Annotated in this window: 15 protein-coding genes, 8 tRNA genes and 1 rRNA gene (1 of these 24 only partly in view); 20 read left to right on the forward strand and 4 right to left on the reverse strand. The window is 47.2% G+C overall.

Annotation, left to right across the window (positions count from 1 at the left end; translation table 11 throughout):
* The 9 genes from QFZ78_RS24215 to QFZ78_RS24255 form a co-directional block, all read left to right on the forward strand.
* Positions 1-2,588: ribosomal RNA gene (locus tag QFZ78_RS24215) — 23S ribosomal RNA — on the forward strand; it begins 333 nt to the left of the window's first position.
* A gap of 80 nt (positions 2,589-2,668) precedes the next feature.
* Positions 2,669-2,760: transfer RNA gene (locus QFZ78_RS24220), tRNA-Ser, on the forward strand.
* Positions 2,761-2,787: 27 nt separating this feature from the next.
* A tRNA-Met gene (locus tag QFZ78_RS24225) sits at positions 2,788-2,861 on the forward strand.
* A 19-nt stretch (positions 2,862-2,880) separates the two neighbouring features.
* A tRNA-Val gene (locus QFZ78_RS24230) sits at positions 2,881-2,956 on the forward strand.
* Positions 2,957-2,969: 13 nt separating this feature from the next.
* Positions 2,970-3,045 (forward strand) — tRNA-Thr (locus tag QFZ78_RS24235).
* A 10-nt stretch (positions 3,046-3,055) separates the two neighbouring features.
* Positions 3,056-3,132: transfer RNA gene (locus QFZ78_RS24240), tRNA-Asp, on the forward strand.
* Between the two features lie 46 nt (positions 3,133-3,178).
* Positions 3,179-3,251: transfer RNA gene (locus tag QFZ78_RS24245), tRNA-Phe, on the forward strand.
* A 46-nt stretch (positions 3,252-3,297) separates the two neighbouring features.
* A tRNA-Tyr gene (locus tag QFZ78_RS24250) sits at positions 3,298-3,379 on the forward strand.
* A gap of 9 nt (positions 3,380-3,388) precedes the next feature.
* Positions 3,389-3,461 (forward strand) — tRNA-Lys (locus QFZ78_RS24255).
* 115 nt (positions 3,462-3,576) lie between these two features.
* Here QFZ78_RS24255 and QFZ78_RS24260 read toward each other — a convergent pair.
* The 4 genes from QFZ78_RS24260 to QFZ78_RS24275 form a co-directional block, all read right to left on the reverse strand.
* On the reverse strand, positions 3,577-3,879 hold the full coding sequence (locus tag QFZ78_RS24260) for an MTH1187 family thiamine-binding protein (protein WP_307551343.1): 303 nt from the start codon (positions 3,877-3,879) through the stop codon (positions 3,577-3,579).
* Between the two features lie 93 nt (positions 3,880-3,972).
* Positions 3,973-5,535 carry a GMC family oxidoreductase gene (locus QFZ78_RS24265; protein ID WP_307551344.1) on the reverse strand — a complete coding sequence of 521 codons (1,563 nt, stop codon included), beginning with the start codon at positions 5,533-5,535 and terminating at the stop codon, positions 3,973-3,975.
* Positions 5,532-6,128, reverse strand: coding sequence for a gluconate 2-dehydrogenase subunit 3 family protein (locus QFZ78_RS24270; RefSeq protein WP_307551345.1), 597 nt, complete (start codon positions 6,126-6,128; stop codon positions 5,532-5,534). Before QFZ78_RS24270 ends, QFZ78_RS24265 begins: the two co-directional genes overlap by 4 nt.
* A gap of 6 nt (positions 6,129-6,134) precedes the next feature.
* Positions 6,135-6,527: a hypothetical protein gene (locus tag QFZ78_RS24275; RefSeq protein WP_307551346.1), complete on the reverse strand. Its 393-nt coding sequence runs from the start codon at positions 6,525-6,527 to the stop codon at positions 6,135-6,137.
* A 265-nt stretch (positions 6,528-6,792) separates the two neighbouring features.
* Here QFZ78_RS24275 and QFZ78_RS24280 point away from each other — a divergent pair, with 265 nt between their 5' ends.
* The 11 genes from QFZ78_RS24280 (at position 6,793) to hisB (ending at position 17,612) form a co-directional block, all read left to right on the forward strand.
* Positions 6,793-7,644 carry an NlpC/P60 family protein gene (locus tag QFZ78_RS24280; RefSeq protein ID WP_307551347.1) on the forward strand — a complete coding sequence of 284 codons (852 nt, stop codon included), beginning with the start codon at positions 6,793-6,795 and terminating at the stop codon, positions 7,642-7,644.
* A gap of 141 nt (positions 7,645-7,785) precedes the next feature.
* Positions 7,786-8,901, forward strand: coding sequence for a PucR family transcriptional regulator (locus QFZ78_RS24285; RefSeq protein ID WP_307551348.1), 1,116 nt, complete (start codon positions 7,786-7,788; stop codon positions 8,899-8,901).
* A 111-nt stretch (positions 8,902-9,012) separates the two neighbouring features.
* On the forward strand, positions 9,013-10,143 hold the full coding sequence (locus QFZ78_RS24290) for an ABC transporter ATP-binding protein (RefSeq protein ID WP_307551349.1): 1,131 nt from the start codon (positions 9,013-9,015) through the stop codon (positions 10,141-10,143).
* Positions 10,144-10,315: 172 nt separating this feature from the next.
* Positions 10,316-11,257, forward strand: a complete 942-nt coding sequence (gene hprK, locus QFZ78_RS24295; protein WP_171641333.1) for an HPr(Ser) kinase/phosphatase — start codon at positions 10,316-10,318, stop codon at positions 11,255-11,257.
* A gap of 41 nt (positions 11,258-11,298) precedes the next feature.
* Positions 11,299-12,273: a prolipoprotein diacylglyceryl transferase gene (gene lgt / locus QFZ78_RS24300; RefSeq protein WP_307551350.1), complete on the forward strand. Its 975-nt coding sequence runs from the start codon at positions 11,299-11,301 to the stop codon at positions 12,271-12,273.
* Complete coding sequence (ppaX, locus tag QFZ78_RS24305) at positions 12,251-12,910, forward strand: pyrophosphatase PpaX (RefSeq protein ID WP_307551351.1); 660 nt, start codon at positions 12,251-12,253, stop codon at positions 12,908-12,910. The genes lgt and ppaX overlap by 23 nt, the downstream gene beginning before the upstream one ends.
* Positions 12,907-13,401, forward strand: a complete 495-nt coding sequence (locus tag QFZ78_RS24310; RefSeq protein ID WP_171641338.1) for an acyltransferase — start codon at positions 12,907-12,909, stop codon at positions 13,399-13,401. Before ppaX ends, QFZ78_RS24310 begins: the two co-directional genes overlap by 4 nt.
* Positions 13,402-13,609: 208 nt before the next feature.
* Positions 13,610-14,827, forward strand: coding sequence for an ATP phosphoribosyltransferase regulatory subunit (locus QFZ78_RS24315; protein ID WP_307551352.1), 1,218 nt, complete (start codon positions 13,610-13,612; stop codon positions 14,825-14,827).
* Between the two features lie 215 nt (positions 14,828-15,042).
* The gene (gene hisG / locus QFZ78_RS24320) at positions 15,043-15,678 is read left to right on the forward strand and encodes an ATP phosphoribosyltransferase (protein WP_307551353.1); all 636 of its coding nucleotides are present in this window, start codon (positions 15,043-15,045) and stop codon (positions 15,676-15,678) included.
* Positions 15,679-15,717: 39 nt separating this feature from the next.
* Positions 15,718-17,004 carry a histidinol dehydrogenase gene (hisD, locus tag QFZ78_RS24325; protein WP_307551354.1) on the forward strand — a complete coding sequence of 429 codons (1,287 nt, stop codon included), beginning with the start codon at positions 15,718-15,720 and terminating at the stop codon, positions 17,002-17,004.
* The gene (hisB, locus tag QFZ78_RS24330) at positions 17,004-17,612 is read left to right on the forward strand and encodes an imidazoleglycerol-phosphate dehydratase HisB (RefSeq protein ID WP_307551355.1); all 609 of its coding nucleotides are present in this window, start codon (positions 17,004-17,006) and stop codon (positions 17,610-17,612) included. The genes hisD and hisB overlap by 1 nt, the downstream gene beginning before the upstream one ends.
* Positions 17,613-17,614 lie beyond the last annotated feature (2 nt).

Genomic DNA, 17,614 nt, shown 5'->3' on the forward strand with positions numbered 1-17,614 from the left:
AAGTGATCTGGAAAGGTCCGGCATAGAGGGTAAAAGCCCCGTAGCCAAAATCGAACGAAACCCCTAGAGGTATCCTGAGTACGGCGGGTCACGTGAAACCCCGTCGGAATCCGGCAGGACCATCTGCCAAGGCTAAATACTCCCTAGTGACCGATAGTGAAGCAGTACCGTGAGGGAAAGGTGAAAAGCACCGCGGAAGCGGAGTGAAAAAGAACCTGAAACCGTGTGCTTACAAGAAGTCAGAGCCCTCTATATGGGTGATGGCGTGCCTTTTGTAGAATGAACCGGCGAGTTACGTTCCCGTGCGAGGTTAAGTTGAAAAGACGGAGCCGCAGCGAAAGCGAGTCTGAATAGGGCGCTTTAGTATGTGGACGTAGACCCGAAACCGTGTGATCTACCCCTGTCCAGGGTGAAGGTGAGGTAACACTCACTGGAGGCCCGAACCCACGCATGTTGAAAAATGCGGGGATGAGGTGGGGGTAGCGGAGAAATTCCAATCGAACTCGGAGATAGCTGGTTCTCCCCGAAATAGCTTTAGGGCTAGCCTCGGATGTTGAGTTGTGGAGGTAAAGCACTGATTGGGTGCGGGGCCCGCCAAGGGTTACCAAGTCCAGTCAAACTCTGAATGCCATAAACTTAAATCCGGGAGTCAGACAGTGAGTGCTAAGATCCATTGTCAAAAGGGAAACAGCCCAGACCATCAGCTAAGGTCCCCAAGTGTGTGTTAAGTGGGAAAGGATGTGGAGTTGCACAGACAACCAGGATGTTGGCTTAGAAGCAGCCACCATTGAAAGAGTGCGTAATAGCTCACTGGTCGAGTGACTCTGCGCCGAAAATGTAACGGGGCTAAACACGCCACCGAAGCTATGGCTTGCACATGAATTTGTGCATGGGTAGGGGAGCGTTGTATGTACGTTGAATTCTGACCGTAAGGACAGGTGGAGCACATACAAGTGAGAATGCCGGTATAAGTAACGAAAAGATCAGTGAGAATCTGATCCGCCGAAAACCTAAGGGTTCCTGAGGAAGGCTCGTCCGCTCAGGGTAAGTCGGGACCTAAGGCGAGGCCGAAAGGCGTAGTCGATGGACAACAGGTGGAAATTCCTGTACCACCGTAGCCGTTATGAGCAATGGAGTGACGCAGAAGGATAGTGACGCGAGCTGATGGATGCTCGTCCAAGCAGTGAGGCTGATGTGTAGGCAAATCCGCACATCGTAAGGCTGGGCTGTGATGGGGAGGGAAATTTAAGTACCGAAGGTCATGAGTTCACACTGCCAAGAAAAGCTTCTAGCCAGGCGAAGGTGCCCGTACCGCAAACCGACACAGGTGGGTGAGAAGAGAATTCTAAGGCGCGCGGAAGAACTCTCGTTAAGGAACTCGGCAAAATGACCCCGTAACTTCGGGAGAAGGGGTGCCTCGGTAGGGTGAATAGCCCGAGGGGGCCGCAGTGAAAAGGCCCAAGCGACTGTTTAGCAAAAACACAGGTCTGTGCGAAGCCGCAAGGCGAAGTATACGGGCTGACGCCTGCCCGGTGCTGGAAGGTTAAGAGGAGTGGTTAGGGCGCAAGCCCGAAGCTATGAATTGAAGCCCCAGTAAACGGCGGCCGTAACTATAACGGTCCTAAGGTAGCGAAATTCCTTGTCAGGTAAATTCTGACCCGCACGAATGGCGTAACGACTTGGGCGCTGTCTCAACGAGAGATCCGGTGAAATTTTAATACCTGTGAAGATGCAGGTTACCCGCGACAAGACGGAAAGACCCCATGGAGCTTTACTGCAGCTTGATATTGGACTTTGGTACGATCTGTACAGGATAGGTGGGAGCCTTTGAAGCCTGAGCGCCAGCTTGGGTGGAGGCATCGTTGGGATACCACCCTGATCGTATCGGAGTTCTAACCTAGTACCGTGATCCGGTATGGGGACAGTGTCAGGTGGGCAGTTTGACTGGGGCGGTCGCCTCCTAAAATGTAACGGAGGCGTTTAAAGGTTCCCTCAGAATGGTTGGAAATCATTCGCAGAGTGCAAAGGCATAAGGGAGCTTGACTGCGAGACCTACAAGTCGAGCAGGGACGAAAGTCGGACTTAGTGATCCGGTGGTACCGAATGGAAGGGCCATCGCTCAACGGATAAAAGCTACCCTGGGGATAACAGGCTTATCTCCCCCAAGAGTCCACATCGACGGGGAGGTTTGGCACCTCGATGTCGGCTCATCGCATCCTGGGGCTGAAGTAGGTCCCAAGGGTTGGGCTGTTCGCCCATTAAAGCGGTACGCGAGCTGGGTTCAGAACGTCGTGAGACAGTTCGGTCCCTATCTGTCGCGGGCGTAGGAAATTTGAGAGGAGCTGTCCTTAGTACGAGAGGACCGGGATGGACGTACCGCTGGTGTACCAGTTGTCTCGCCAGAGGCATCGCTGGGTAGCTATGTACGGAGGGGATAAGCGCTGAAAGCATCTAAGCGCGAAGCCCCCCTCAAGATGAGATTTCCCAGTATGTAAGACCCCTTGTAGACGACGAGGTTGATAGGTTCGAGGTGGAAGTGCAGCAATGCATGCAGCTGACGAATACTAATCGGTCGAGGGCTTAACCAATAAACCTAAGATGAATTACTTTACGCAAGTTTCGTATCTAGTTTTCAGGGAATAATATTTCCTGAGTGTATATATATCTTGGAGAGATACCCAAGTGGCTATAAGGGGACCCTCTGCTAAGGGGTTAGACTGCGTAAGTGGTGCGAGGGTTCGAATCCCTCTCTCTCCGCCAGTTTCCAAATATATATACCTTTTATGTGGCGGCGTAGCTCAGCTGGCTAGAGCGTACGGTTCATACCCGTAAGGTCGGGGGTTCGAGCCCCTCTGCCGCTATCATAAAACCAATCCAGTCGGAGGCTTAGCTCAGCTGGGAGAGCATCTGCCTTACAAGCAGAGGGTCGGCGGTTCGATCCCGTCAGCCTCCACCATTTTTATCTTTATGCCGTTGTAGCTCAACTGGTAGAGCAACTGACTTGTAATCAGTAGGTTGGGGGTTCAAGTCCTCTCGACGGCACCATTTATAGTTTGGAGCTGTGGTGTAGTGGCCTAACATGCCTGCCTGTCACGCAGGAGACCGCGGGTTCGAATCCCGTCAGCTCCGCCATTTATTTTTTTTAGTAAATTAGGACAAGCTAAAGACAATTACATAAGGCTCGGTAGCTCAGTCGGTAGAGCAGAGGACTGAAAATCCTCGTGTCGGCGGTTCGATTCCGTCCCGAGCCATTGAGATGGTTGTGCTGCAACAATGCAGCATGGTTATCTCTCATCTGGAGGCTTAGTGAAGTGGCTAAACACGGCAGACTGTAAATCTGCTCTCTTCGAGTTCGGTGGTTCGAATCCATCAGCCTCCATTTTACCTTGAGTCATTAGCTCAGTTGGTAGAGCACCTGACTTTTAATCAGGGTGTCGTAGGTTCGAATCCTACATGACTCACTTTTATAAGTAAACGTTGAAGGCCGCGAGGTCTTTTTTTGTTTTATATAATCTCCAAAAGGCAGAGTTCGCCCCTTACATAAAGAAAAAGCATCCATAAGCAGGATGCTTTTTTCTATTTCAACTTGTCTGCAACGGACTTCATTTTTTGCTTCATAGAGGCCGGTTTGTCACGGCGATCGTCGATTTTGATAGATGTCGAGACTCGCTCTGCACCATTCGTAAAAGGGACTTCGTGGACGGCTCGAATGACTTCAAGCAATCGATCTATGGGACCCTCTAGAATGGTACCCATAGGTGTCATTTCAAAAGCGATATCGGAATGTTTCTCTAGTTCTTTGTGCAGATCTGCAACATAACCGCTAAGACTGGTGGTAGCTGTTCCTATAGGGATAATGGTGAATTCTGCGATAGCCATGGAGGTCACTTCTCCTTTCATTGTCTAAAGCTCTCTTCCATTGTAGATGAGTAACTACAGGCAATGCAATTCACCATGAAGCTAGCTTGCCAATTAAGAGCTAGCAAGTTCAATAATATAATCGGCAGTTCTAGCTGCAAGCGCCATGACCGTGTTGGTGGGATTCCCTCCACTGGAGGTTACGAAGAGACTCGCATCGCAAATGAACAAATTCGGGATGTCGTGGCTTTGACCGTAAGAATTGACGACGGAGGTAGCTGGATTATTCCCCATGCGGCAGCCGCCCATGAGATGCTGTGTATCAGATACCACGTAGGCAACCTCGCCTCCGGCTGCTTTGAGGATAAGTTTCATATTCTCTACAGCGTGATCGATTAATTTAAGATCGTTATCTCCATAATTGAAGGTCACGGAGGCACGAGGCATTCCGTTTTCATCTTTTTCAGCGGATAAGGAGATATGGTTGTCCCATTGTGGTAGCACTTCACCAACCATGGTTAAACGTCCATAATAGTTGTAATCCAGCATGATTTGCCTAAGCTGTGGCCCCCAGACGGGCTCGTGAGACGCTTTGCTGATCCCTTGAGCCATATCTATAGGTCTCGAGCCATGAGAATGAATCGTATAGCCACGTGCGAAGCCTCTGTGCGGATCAGTTTCATAGAAATCTTGTGTAGAGGCTAACACAGGTGTGCCTTTGTACAATCGAACCTCTTGCTCAAATTTGGCGTAGACATCATTACTGCTATGCGTCATAATCGAACGGCCTACCCAGCCGCTGGAATTCGCTAGACCGTCAGGAAATTGAGGAGTAGCTGAGTGAAGCAGCAGGCGAGGGGTCTCGACAACATGAGCGCATAAAATAACCGTTTTGGCACGTTGGCGGTAGGTGGTTCCCTGGTTAACAAAGAGAACACCATTAACATGTCCCTGTGTATCGACTTCAATTTGTGTAACCATACAATTAGGAAGAATTTCGGCCCCGGCTTGAACGGCCTTAGGAATATGAACGATCAAGGTACTAAACTTGGCATTCGGCATACAGCCTTCGATACAGAAGCCACGATTGGTACATGGAGGACGACCTTCAAAAGGAGCAGATAGAATAGCAAGCGGTGTAACCGCGGATTGAATACCAAGTGCTTCGCAGCCCTTTTGAAATAAATAAGCATTAGGACTTAGGGGGTCGCGCTCTGGATAAGGGTAAGGCCCATTGAAATTTCCCCAGGGGAAATGTTTCGGTCCGGAAACAGCTATTTCTTTTTCGATTCTACTATAGTAGGGCTCAAGATCTTTGTAGTGAATGGGCCAATCTTCACCTACGCCGTCAATGGACTTTGTTTTGAAATCTGATTCATGGAAGCGTAAAAAAACACCGGTAAAGTTCTGCGTCCCGCCGCCTATTCCCCTACCCGAATGGTGGCTCCCCATTCCAAATGGTTCTGTCCCATCAACAATACGAGTATCCTCCCATGCTAAACTCCGCATACTCAGCTCGTCACTAGCGAAATCCTTCTGAGGATCCCGCCAAGGGCCAGCATCGAGTACAACAACACTTAGGCCGGCTTCACTCAACTCTTTGGCTAGTACACCGCCTGCTGCACCTGCACCTACAATTACGATATCGACAGCATCATGTTCATGTCTCCACTTCATGGCTTCCTCACTGCCTCCCAAGGATCAAGTTGGCCAGGGTCTGCTCTCACATATCCACGAGGATAGGCAGGGCCGCCAAAACCGATCTCCGACCAAACTAAAGGATGTGAGTAATAGGCCTCTACACTTAATTGAAGGAGTTTATGAAACAGTGCTTTTTGTGGAATGCCCTCCCACGCTTCTGTTAGAGGGTAGCTAGCATCGCTGATTTGGCGCATGATTTGCTTTTGAGCAGCTTCGTCTAATTGGAAGAAAGGTCGGCTATCGGCTATCCATCCAGCCTCGTCAATAGCTTTAAGTCCCTGACGCAAGAGTTTTTGAAGAGGGGGGACATTGACCTTGCGCTGTCCTTCCCCTTTATTTTCTGCTAACGTTTGATCAATATGAGTAAGAATCGCTTGAATAATATCTCCTCGATGATCATCCATCAGCAAAGCGCACCAAACCCGTAATGTTTCCGCTTCTACTGGCGTTAAAAAACGGTGCGAATGTTCACGCTGAAGTCGGGAGGTCACAATAGACCGTGTATGGGAATCCCATTCCTTTTGTTCATCCATGACGTTGTAGGTCGGATAATAGGTATGATTCTTCATGGTAAGTCAACCTCCATAAATAGCTGTAAGACCAAAAATGCTAATGACTGAAAATAGTAAAGGCATCATCACTGGCGGCCCCGTAAGAAAATTACGTAATGCTAAGCCGCCTACCCGTTTCTGAACACCCTTGATGTGAAAAATAAAGCCGATTATTCCTTGAATGACACCAAGCCAGAAGCAGATATGGGTCACTATATACCAGCCTTTGCTATTTAGCAGTGTACTGATGATGGAGACGAAACTAATAACAAGAGCCAGGATAACCGGACCCCACATAAATTTGTTATGAAAGTTTTGTCGATAATGCGATAAGGTCACCTGGACCCATATGAAGAGATAGGTTACTCCAACCAAGAAAATGATGACACGATCTAACGACCACTGACTCCAAACCATTTGTCTGAACCTCCTATAGGATGAAATCACCCCAGTACAATTATTTCCAAATTAACAAAGATTATGAGTTTGTTTTAATTAACCAAATTTGCCAAGCTCCTCATGATCTAAATTAAACCAATGATATATTTGGCAAACTTACCAATGGTATGCCTGAAAGGAAATAATTTAGGAATGAAAGACTTTTCATTACCATGGTAACCTTGTACAAGGAAGTGAGAACTTTCCCATTTCTACAAATAACATGATGCTGGAGGAAATATTTATGATAAAGAGTCTTGCACACCGTACTTTGGGGCTTACAGCGGCGATAACCATTGCATTATCTGCTGTTACAGCAGTTTCTGCTTACGCGGCTAATGATGATATGGACGCGGTTTCCCTGGCAAAGAAAATGACGGGTGTTGATTATTCCAAAAGTAATGAATCGCCTTCGGCAGGTTTTGATTCTTCAGGCCTGATCTATTACGTCTTTCAAACTCTCAACTACTCGGTTCCTAGATCACTGGATGAGCAGTTTAAGATGAATAAAACGAAGATTACGAACATAGCAAAAGCAGAGCCTGGTGACGTCTTGTTCTTTGGTAGTGGTGGGAAGCCATCGTATGCTGGGATTTATGTCGGTCAAGGCAAAATGGTCATGGCATCTCAGAGCAAAGACGAAGTCGTCACTCGCAATGTAAATGATGTTAAGAAGGATTTCATAAGTGGCCGGAGCATTCTATCCGCCAAGGATCGTTTGAAAGCTGAACTTATTTTAACGGCTCAGAAATACTTAGGTACACCATACGTCTTTGGGGCAAAATATGGACAAACCAAAACGATGGATTGCTCTTCCTTTACAAAAACGGTTTTTGCTGAATATGGCATTATACTGCCGCGTGTTTCCCGTGATCAAGCGAAGGAAGGTACATTTGTTAGCAAAAGTAATTTGCAGACCGGAGATCTAGTTTTCTTCACAACTGTGGATTCCGGCAAAAATATCGGACATGTTGGTATCTATGTGGGTAACGGAAATATGATCCATACGTATGGTGAAGGTGGCGTGAAATTCACTTCCATCAATAAAGAATGGTGGGCGGATCATTATGTAACGGCTCGTCGAGTGTTAAACTAAATCACCTAACGAAACAGATCCCTTTTGCAGCAGCTGCAGGAGGGGTCTTTCACATTCACATGAGTGGGGGCACATATGTTACAATTAAGAAGATAGATGAAGATAGATATAGAAGATATATAGGAGTAAGGAGAGAGGCAGATGGATTGGGAGCGTGTAAAAGAGCGTTTGGAAGCGGTTTTACAGTCGCCTATGCAGATTAACTTGATACCCGAGGCAGATTGGGAGCATTTGGCGGAAGAGCAGGCAGAGAATCTTGAGAGCTTTAGTCGAAGTGTTGTGCGTGGTCAGGATGTACTTTTTTATTTATCCAAAGAACACAAAGATATTCGCATTCTGCAGGTTTCAGAAGCCAAACTAACATCTTCAGAGCGCAAGCTTGTCGAGTTAACGGTAGAGTCTAAGATGACACAAGAAAAAAAGCAGTGGGGAGTCTTTTTATCTGAAGATGAAAGAAAGGCGCACCAATTAAGAGATTGGCTGCTACAACAGATGGAACGCGGTTCAACCCATGCTGAGCTGCCAGATGCGCTTGCTTCACAATCCTCTCTGTATTCAACGAAAATTCCGCTGTTGTTATATGGGGACTATTCTCAGAATCAGCGCGTTTCCTATGCGGAACTGAAGAAACTGTTGGAGTCCTTCTTTGAATCGGAGATTATCCTGATTCCTTTACTAGAAAAAGAGTGGCTGATCCTAGCACCCGAAGGTCTACTAACTAGTGGTAGCGAAGAGCGAGAAGGGGATGAGGAAGAAAGCGTAGAGCAGATACTCGACGCTCTCGGCTCAGGGCTGTATGAAATGCTCGCTAATGAGTGGGTTGGCGAATGCCACCTAGCCATTGATTATCCAGTAAAGCCTTCGAAATCGCTGTTTGCCACGATTCTCAAGCTGAGGGAGACGATCATGTTAGGGCGTTCCTTTCATGTAGGCAGCTTTATTCATCTTCGTTGGGAGCTTCGTTTGGAGAAGCTGCTGCACTTGATTGATGAAGAGGAAAAGGCAGAATTCCTAGAGCAGGTACTTCGCGGCATAGACCATGTACTGGATGCAGAGACCGTAATCACGCTGGAACATTTCTTCACACTAGACTGCAACGTTAGTGAAACAGCGAAGAAGTTATATATACATCGAAATACCTTGCTATATCGTTTGGACAAGTTTAAAAATGAGACCGGACTCGATGTGAGAACGTTCAATCATGCGGTATTAGTGAGACTTGCATTACTATTGTACAAAGTAACGAAAAGAAAGTGATTTTTTTGTAGGGATTGTGCATAGTCAGTCCGGTCTTCGTAAGGTAAGATGAGTATATTGAAAAGTTGATCAGCAAGCATATGATCGATAAATCGTAGGGGGAATGAAACCATGGCAGGCGTACGTTTAAATCATATCGTTAAGAGATATTCTGGTGCAGAAGAATCCACAGTTAAAGATTTCCATCTTGAAGTTGAAGATAAAGAGTTCGTTGTATTGGTTGGAGCATCCGGTTGCGGAAAATCCACAACTCTTCGTATGATCGCAGGATTAGAGGAAATTACTGAAGGTGAACTTTACATCGGCGACCGCCTTGTAAATGACGTAGCTCCAAAAGACCGCGATATCGCGATGGTTTTCCAATCTTACGCTCTTTACCCACATATGACTGTATATCAAAACATGGCATTCGGCTTGAAACTTCGTAAATTCAAAAAAGCAGATATCGATGCTCGCGTTCGTGAAGCAGCGAAAATCTTGGATATCGTTCATTTGCTTGATCGCAAACCAAAAGCTCTTTCCGGTGGTCAACGTCAACGTGTTGCCTTGGGTCGTGCGATTGTTCGTGAGCCACAAGTATTCTTAATGGATGAGCCGCTTTCCAACTTGGATGCGAAACTTCGTGTACAAATGCGTGCGGAAATCACAAAATTAACAAAACGTCTTGGTGTTACAACGATCTACGTAACGCATGACCAAATCGAAGCAATGACAATGGGCGATCGCATTGTTGTTATGGATAAAGGTATCATTCAACAAGCAGCTACACCTGAAGAAATCTACAACTTCCCAGTGAACATTTTCGTTGCGGGCTTCATCGGATCCCCATCCATGAACTTCATGACAGGTACATTGACGCAAGAAGGCAGCGGTATTTTCTTCAAAGCAGGTACTGTGAATGTTGAAGTTCCAGCTGGTAAAGCACAAGTACTGAAAGACAAAGGTTTCGTTGGTAAAGAAGTTATTTTGGGTGTTCGTCCAGAAGATATCCACGAAGAGCCAGTATTCTTGGAAGCATCCCCGAAAACAGTATTCAACGTTAACGTTGAATTGACAGAGAACTTGGGTCATGAAATGTACTTGTACCTGCAAGGTATCGGCGCTAACACAGTTATCGCGCGTGTTGACGGTCGTTCAGGAATCAAAGAAGGCACAAACGTTAAATTAGCACTTGATATGAACAAAGTTCATTTCTTCGATAAAGATACAACATTGTCCATCTTGGTTAACCCTAACCTATAAGCTTTAACAGAAAGGCCAGCCGTTATCGGCTGGCTTTTTTGTATATGATGGTGATTAACGAACACTTTAGTTGATTTCAACTAGCTATTCCTTTACCATGAAACTATTGGAATAATAGCAAATATGCAGAGAAGCACGTTTTGCGCAGGCAAAACTCGGAGGAGACAGGACGATGGCCAAAAAAGTGAAGGTTTCCGAATTGGTAGAGGTACTACATATGGAGGTTCTTGCAGGTGAATCTGGACTGAAACGTCCAATAACAACCGGTGATCTGTACCGTCCGGGTCTTGAGATGGCGGGATACTTCAATTACCATCCACGAGAACGTATCCAAATGTTAGGGAAGACGGAAGTCACGTTCATGGAGATGTTGACAACAGGCGTTAGAAGGAATCGGGTAGAACAGCTATGTTCACCGGAGGAAACACCTTGTATTATCGTAACAAGAGGACTTGATGTTCCAATTGAACTTCTGGAAGAAGCGACAAAGCGTGATCTCCCGGTCCTTCGCAGCCAAATGTCTACGACGATCTTCGCAAGTCGGTTAACTGGGTTTCTAGAAAATAAATTAGCTCCAAGTACAACGATCCATGGCGTACTTGTAGATGTATACGGTATTGGTATGCTCATTACAGGGAGCAGCGGCATCGGGAAAAGTGAAACAGCGCTTGAGCTTGTAAAAAGAGGCCATCGGCTTATTGCTGATGATGCAGTAGAAATTCGTCAAAATGGCGATAAAGTGCTGACAGGAAATGCTCCTGAGCTTATTCGCCATTTGCTTGAAATTCGCGGTGTGGGTATCATTAATGTGATGACTTTATTCGGAGCTGGCGCCATCCGTAACGTGAAGAAAATTTCGGTTGTTGTTAAATTAGAAAATTGGCAGCAGGATAAGCAGTATGACCGATTGGGTCTTGATGAGGAATTAACACGCATCATTGATACGGATCTGCCGCTAGTCACGATTCCTGTTCGACCAGGACGAAACTTAGCGGTTATCGTGGAAGTGGCCGCGATGAACTATCGTTTAAAACGAATGGGATATAACGCGGCACTTCAGTTTACGAATAAGCTGACAGAGTCGCTGAATGAAGATTTTGAGGATTTCGATTGATTAAGTAGCATCTAATGTAATGATAATGAAGGAGTGAAACTATGCTCGAAAGTGTTGCGTTTTCCTTAGGACCGATAGACGTCCGGTGGTATGGCATTATTTTAGGTACAGCCGCATTAATAGGTTTGTTACTGGCAATCCGAGAAGGGAAGCGATTCCGAATCATTCCTGACTTTTTCATGGATTTATTGTTAATTGGGGTACCATCAGCCATTGTTGGCGCTAGACTGTATTATGTAGCCTTTCAGTGGGACGATTATAAGGACAATTTAGCTGAAATTTTTATGATATGGCACGGCGGTATTGCCATTTATGGAGCGCTTATTGGTGCTATTATCGGTACTTTTTTCTACGTAAGGGCCAAAGGGTACTCGTTCTTGAGAATCGCGGATATTTGTGCACCAGGTTTAATTGTGGGACAAGCGATAGGACGTTGGGGTAACTTTATGAATCAGGAAGCCCACGGAGGCCCTGTTACGGAGTCATTCTTACGTGACTCTTTACACCTACCTAATTTTATCGTGAATCAAATGAACATTGAGGGTACGTTTTATCACCCGGCATTTCTGTATGAATCGGTCTGGAATTTCTTAGGCTTGCTAGTTCTACTCTGGCTTCGTCGCAGACCTTTCCTGCGGGCAGGAGAATTATTTTTCAGTTATTTTATCTGGTATTCCATTGGTCGTTTCTTTATCGAAGGTGTGCGTACAGATAGTCTTGATTTCACAGGGCCTACGTGGCTTGCGTCGCTTTTGAATGCATTGTGGTCACCAATGACAGTTGTATTTGAACCGGGCGTACTTACCTATGGTGGCAATGTGAGATTCTCGCAGCTGTTAGCGCTTCTGATCGTGATTGGGATGGTTATTGTTATTATCGTGAGAAGGAAAAAGGGATACGCAAATGTGCGCTATGCAGATCCGATTGTTTCCACGAAAGCTGAAGAAAATAACAAAGTAATGAAAGATCAAGATGTAGATAAAGGAGCAGACTATGATTCAAACCGTACTGTTTGATCTGGATGGAACGATTGTTGATACGAACGAGCTTATTGTGCAATCTTTTTTGCATAGTTTGGAAGGCGAGACGGCAGAGCCTGTCAGTCGGGAACTCATCATTCCGAATATGGGGCGTCCGCTTGTGGAACAAATGGAATTTTTTACAGGCCGAAAAGAGGTTGAAGAAATCATTAAGAAGTATCGAACCTTCAACTTATCCAAGCATGATGAGCTGGTCAAAGAATTCCCGAATGTACATACAGCGATGGCAAAGCTGCACGCAAACGGGATTAAAATAGGAATCGTAACGAGCAAGATTCGGCAAACCACTTTGATGGGCTTAAAGCTTTACGGACTGGATGCTTTCGTGAGTACCATCGTGACTGTTGAAGATGTAAAGGAGCCGAAACCGCATCCGGAAGGCATAATTGCAGCGCTTAAGGTGTTAGGAAGTACTGCGGACCAAGCGGTGATGGTTGGAGACAGCCATTATGACATTGAGGCAGCCCATAATGCGGGCGTTATATCTGTTGGCGTATCTTGGTCATGGAAAGGGCGCTCCTACTTAGAGCAGTACAACCCGGATCATCTGATCAACGATATGCTAGACCTGCTTCCTATTGTGGGGCTGACGTCGGATGTGGATGCTGTTTGAGAAAAACGGATAAGTATCCGGTAGATGGACCTAATGCTTTGTGGCAAATCTATCATACCGTTAGCAAATGGAAGGCGATGCGGAATTTCGTATTCATTCAAATAACGCGGTACTCGCCTTCACTGCGTATGAAAAATTGGATCTACAGACACGTACTGGGGATGAAGGTTGGTGAGCATACCGCTTTTGCTTTGATGGTGATGGTGGATGTCTTTTTTCCAGAGAAGATTCATATAGGGAGCAATACGATTATTGGGTACAACTCGACGATATTGGCTCATGAATATTTAACCAATGAATATAGACTCGGGGATGTAAATATTGGATCGCATGTGATGGTAGGTGCTAATACGACGATTCTGCCCGGTGTGACGATTGGAGACTATGCCATTATTGGAGCGGGTTCGGTTGTGCACAAGGATGTAGCGCCGTATAGCTTTGTGGCAGGAAATCCACTTCAGACGATTCGTGAAAGAATGAATGAGAAATGAGAGTTGTATGCTATAGAGCCGTACAGCTCTTTTTTTTTGCGTACGAATGAGGATATCTAAGAGCTGATAATCAGGGGAAAGACGATTGACGGTCCTAAGCTTACGTGATAAAATAGCCGTACATTCTTTATTTTGGTAGTATGGTAGCACGTTACTGTGTTAAAGTAAATAAAAAGGAAATTGAATTCCTACATGTTGAGGTGAGACGGTGTCAAAGCCAAAAGTATTTGAAAAACCGTTAGGGGTTAAAGATTATTTGCCCGAAGCGGTTACGAAACTGCGAAATATTGAATTCCGTGTATTGGCCTGTATGGAACGCTGGGGTTATAACCAGATAATTACGCCTACACTCGAATATTACGATACCGTTGGTGTTGCGAGCTCCACAGAAGATAAGAAGCTGTTCAAGCTGCTCGACCGTAAGGGAAAGACGCTTGTTTTGCGGTCTGAATTGACAGCGCCAATAGCTCGAGTAGCTTCTTCCTTGCTCAAAAAACATGCGTTCCCATTGCGCTTATCTTATCATTCGAATGTTTTTCGTTCGATTGAAGAGGAAGCTGGGCGGGATTCAGAGTTTTTCCAGACGGGCGTCGAGCTTATTGGAGATGCTTCATCCGAAGCGGATGCTGAGGTTGTAGCGTTAGCGATTGCTTCGTTGCAGGCGGCTGGCGTAGGCGCGTTTAAGATTGCGCTCGGTCACGTAGGCTTCCTGAACGGTTTGTTCCAGGAAACATTGGAAGGGCGCAGTGATGAACAGCTAGCGCTGAAAGAGCATTTACTTAGTCGGGATTATGTGGGATACCGCGAAGCCATTAAGTCGTTGGCTCTTACACCTGAAGTGGAACGTGAATTGAATGGCGTGCTGCGGCTTAGAGGCGGAGATGAAATTTGCGAGCAAGCTCGCATGGTATCACAGCACCCTATCGCGATGGATGCGATTCGTCATTTATGCGAAGTCTGGGATGTATTGAAAGCCTATGGGGTTAGTGAGCATGTTGTGATTGATTTAACGATGATTGGAGATTTCTCCTACTATACAGGTATGACCTTTGAGGGATATGCGTCTGATTTAGGCTTCCCAGTTTGCAGTGGAGGCAGATATGATAATCTGCTGAGTCAGTTTGGACGTCCGGCTCCGGCGACGGGGTTTGCGCTCAAGACGAATCGAATCCTCGAGGTTACAGGAAAAGAGAACGTGGAGCAGCCAGGTCGTGTGCTGATTGCTTATGATGCTGAACATCGTGAAGAAGCGCTGCAGCTGGCGAAAGCTATGCGCAGCAGTGATGATGAGGTTATCATTATCACACAATTAGTGAGCGAGTATGAAGCTTGGTCGAACGAGTTGTTGAACAAGGGAGACGGCCAGTACGAGCTTCACGGAACGGTTTATAGTGATGTTATTACGATGATTGATGTAGCGGTTTGATTCGAGCAAGTGCAAGAGCAAGAGCAAGAACAAGAACAAGAACAAGAACAAGAACAAGAACAAGAACAAGAGCAAGAGCAAGAACAAGAACAAGAGCAAGTTTAAGAGCAAGTTCAAGAACAAGTGCAAGAGCCGCAAGTGCAGAAGCAAAAGCGAAATCAAAAGCATGAAGGGATCTCGCTCCGTTGGTTGGAAGTTTGAAGGAGGTTGGAACGTTGGATGATATTCTAAAAGTAGCGATGCCGAAAGGCCGTATTTATAAACAAGCAGCGAAGCTTTTTCATAAAGCGGGTCTGCCAATTCCGGAGGACCTGGAAGAAGGACGCCGGTTAATCATTCCTGTCTATGAGGCAAGAATGGAATTCATTTTGGCGAAACCGGTGGATGTTCCTACCTATGTCGAATATGGCGTAGCGGATATCGGGGTTGTCGGCAAGGATGTTCTGATGGAGGAGAACCGCAACGTGTACGAGCTTCTGGATCTGGGCATTGCACGGTGCCGGATGTCGGTTATTGGACTGCCGGATTGGAAGCAAGAGATTAATCCGCGCGTCGCGACGAAGTATCCGAACGTCGCTTCTCAGTATTTTCGCGAGCGAGGGCAGCAGGTTGAGGTTATCAAGCTAAACGGCTCTATCGAGCTTGCGCCGCTTATTGGTCTTGCTGACCGGATCGTGGATATGGTCGAAACAGGAGAGACGCTTCGGGAGAACGGACTTGTGGAGCAAGAGGAGATTTTTCAGATTACGAGCCGCTTAATTGCGAATCGGGTGAGTTACCGCATGAAGAATGATTCTATTCAGCGGTTATGTGATATGCTGCAGGCTGTTTTGCCTGTAATGAAGGTTTAGAGGGATTAGATAAGTAACACTCAAGAGAGGATGATGAAGATGCGGATACTTCCCGCCTCGGAATATCAATTGAACCGCGAGGTCGAATACGGCTCACCCGAGCAAAATGAGACCGTCCGCCGCATCATCGATGAGGTGCGGCAGGACGGAGATGCCGCGCTGCGACGCATGGCGCAGGAGTTCGACCGCGTCACCGTCGCTGAGCTTCGCGTCAGCGACGAGGAGATCCAAGCGGCGTACGCGCAGGTCGACGCCGAGTTCCTGGCGGCGCTGCGACAAGCCGCCGCTAACATTCGTGCGTTTCATGAGAAGCAGAAACGCACGTCGTGGATGGACCTGCAGGCGAACGGCAGCCTGCTGGGCCAAATCATCCGACCGCTGAAGCGGGTCGGATTGTACGTGCCCGGAGGGAAGGCGGCTTACCCTTCCTCCGTGCTCATGAACGCCATCCCCGCGATCGTCGCGGGGGTGCCGGAGATCGCGATGGTGACGCCTCCGGCCACCGCTGGGGAAGAGGGCATCAACCCGCATATCCTCGTGGCAGCGGCCGAAGCGGGTGTAAAAGAGATCTACCGCGTAGGCGGGGCGCAGGCGGTAGCCGCGCTGGCCTACGGCACGGAATCGATCCCGCCGGTCGATAAGATCGTCGGGCCAGGCAACATTTACGTCGCGCTGGCGAAACGCTTCGTGTTCGGCGTTGTCGATATCGATATGATCGCCGGACCAACCGACATCGTCGTGCTTGCTGATGAGCACGCCGATCCTGAATATGTCGCGGCCGATTTGCTGGCGCAGGCCGAGCATGACGAGATGTCACCGTCGATTCTGGTGACACCATCAAGAGAGCTTGCCGAAGCGGTTCGGCAAGAGCTGTGGCGGCAGCTGGATGTGCTGCCGAAGAAAGCCATCGCCTCTGTGTCCACAGCGACCAAAGGAGCTATACTCCTTGTGGATAACTTGGACGAGGGCGTTGACGTTGTCAATCGTTTGGCGCCGGAGCATTGCGAGCTGTTGGTACAGGAGCCTTTTAACCTGCTGCCTCGCATTGAGAATGCTGGAGCTATTTTCCTCGGCGCCTACAGCACGGAACCCGTCGGCGATTATTTCGCTGGACCTAACCATGTGCTGCCGACAAATGGCACAGCCCGCTTTTCATCGCCACTGAATGTGGACGATTTCCTCAAAAAATCAAGTGTTATTCACTATAGCAAGGAAGCACTGATCGCAAACGGCGAAATGATTATGACGCTTGCTCGTAACGAAGGGTTGGAAGGTCATGCAAGAGCGGTAGAGATTAGACTCAAGAAGGAAGGGAAGTTGACATAATGGCTGAACAAGATAAAGGGATCACTCGCTCAGCGCGTGTAGCCCGTAAAACGAATGAGACTGACATTACCCTCGCGTTTCAAGTAGATGGAACAGGGGTCTCTGAGATCCAAACTGATGTTCCTTTCTTGAACCATATGCTTGATTTGTTCACGAAACACGGACAGTTCGATCTAAACGTAGTCGCTAAAGGCGATATCGAGATCGATGATCATCATACGGTTGAAGATATCGGCATTTGTTTAGGTCAAACCCTTCGTGAAGCACTAGGCGATAAAAAAGGGATTAAACGCTATGCCAGCGTATTCGTCCCTATGGATGAAGCCCTTGCTCAAGTTGTCATCGACATTAGCAACCGACCGCATTTCGAATATCGCGCGCAGTATCCTTCACAAACGGTGGGCAGTTTTGATACGCAGCTTGTTCAAGAGTTTCTGTGGAAGTTTGCTCTGGAAGCCCGTATCACGCTGCATGTTATTATGCATTACGGACAAAACACGCATCACATGATTGAAGCAGTGTTTAAAGCTTTAGGCCGAGCGCTGGATGAAGCGACATCGATCGATCCTCGTGTGCAGGGGGTTCCTTCGACGAAGGGAGTGCTGTAAGA

It is taken from the genome of Paenibacillus sp. V4I5 (genome assembly GCF_030817255.1).
In the GTDB taxonomy this organism is placed as follows: Bacteria; Bacillota; Bacilli; order Paenibacillales; family NBRC-103111; genus Paenibacillus_E.

Coding starts and splice junctions, on each gene's coding strand:
- QFZ78_RS24260 (WP_307551343.1), bottom strand. CDS start 3,879: ATGGCTATCGCAGAATTCACCATTATCCCTATAGGAACAGCTACCACC.
- QFZ78_RS24265 (WP_307551344.1), bottom strand. CDS start 5,535: ATGAAGTGGAGACATGAACATGATGCTGTCGATATCGTAATTGTAGGT.
- QFZ78_RS24270 (WP_307551345.1), bottom strand. CDS start 6,128: ATGAAGAATCATACCTATTATCCGACCTACAACGTCATGGATGAACAA.
- QFZ78_RS24275 (WP_307551346.1), bottom strand. CDS start 6,527: ATGGTTTGGAGTCAGTGGTCGTTAGATCGTGTCATCATTTTCTTGGTT.
- QFZ78_RS24280 (WP_307551347.1), top strand. CDS start 6,793: ATGATAAAGAGTCTTGCACACCGTACTTTGGGGCTTACAGCGGCGATA.
- QFZ78_RS24285 (WP_307551348.1), top strand. CDS start 7,786: ATGGATTGGGAGCGTGTAAAAGAGCGTTTGGAAGCGGTTTTACAGTCG.
- QFZ78_RS24290 (WP_307551349.1), top strand. CDS start 9,013: ATGGCAGGCGTACGTTTAAATCATATCGTTAAGAGATATTCTGGTGCA.
- hprK (WP_171641333.1), top strand. CDS start 10,316: ATGGCCAAAAAAGTGAAGGTTTCCGAATTGGTAGAGGTACTACATATG.
- lgt (WP_307551350.1), top strand. CDS start 11,299: ATGCTCGAAAGTGTTGCGTTTTCCTTAGGACCGATAGACGTCCGGTGG.
- ppaX (WP_307551351.1), top strand. CDS start 12,251: ATGATTCAAACCGTACTGTTTGATCTGGATGGAACGATTGTTGATACG.
- hisD (WP_307551354.1), top strand. CDS start 15,718: ATGCGGATACTTCCCGCCTCGGAATATCAATTGAACCGCGAGGTCGAA.
- hisB (WP_307551355.1), top strand. CDS start 17,004: ATGGCTGAACAAGATAAAGGGATCACTCGCTCAGCGCGTGTAGCCCGT.